Genomic DNA, 234 nt, shown 5'->3' with positions numbered 1-234 from the left:
ATGCCGATCACCACCGCCGTTCTTGCCGCGTTTGGCGCGCTCGTCGTCGCGTTCGGCGTCGTCTGGCTCGTGCAATTGCGCACCGGCAACGCGGGCATGATCGACCCGGTCTGGGCGCTGTCGCTCGGCGCCGTGGCCGTCTTCGCCGCCCTCGCCGGTCCGGGCGCGACGCTGAACCGCGTGGCGGTCGCGTTCGGCGGCGGCGTGTGGGGTCTGCGGCTCGGCGCGCATCTC

At 73.5% G+C, this 234-nt stretch carries 1 protein-coding gene; it reads left to right on the top strand.

Annotation, left to right across the window (positions count from 1 at the left end; all coding sequences use genetic code 11):
* Positions 1-234 (top strand): DUF1295 domain-containing protein (locus tag SB751_RS35500; RefSeq protein WP_410749674.1); only part of this gene is annotated, 234 nt, incomplete at its 3' end.

Origin of the sequence: Cupriavidus sp. SIMBA_020 (assembly GCF_046535395.1) — a bacterium.
Lineage (GTDB): Bacteria > Pseudomonadota > Gammaproteobacteria > Burkholderiales > Burkholderiaceae > Cupriavidus > Cupriavidus campinensis.
Note: the sequence above shows the minus strand (reverse complement) of the source record. Positions and strands in the feature narration are given on the sequence as shown.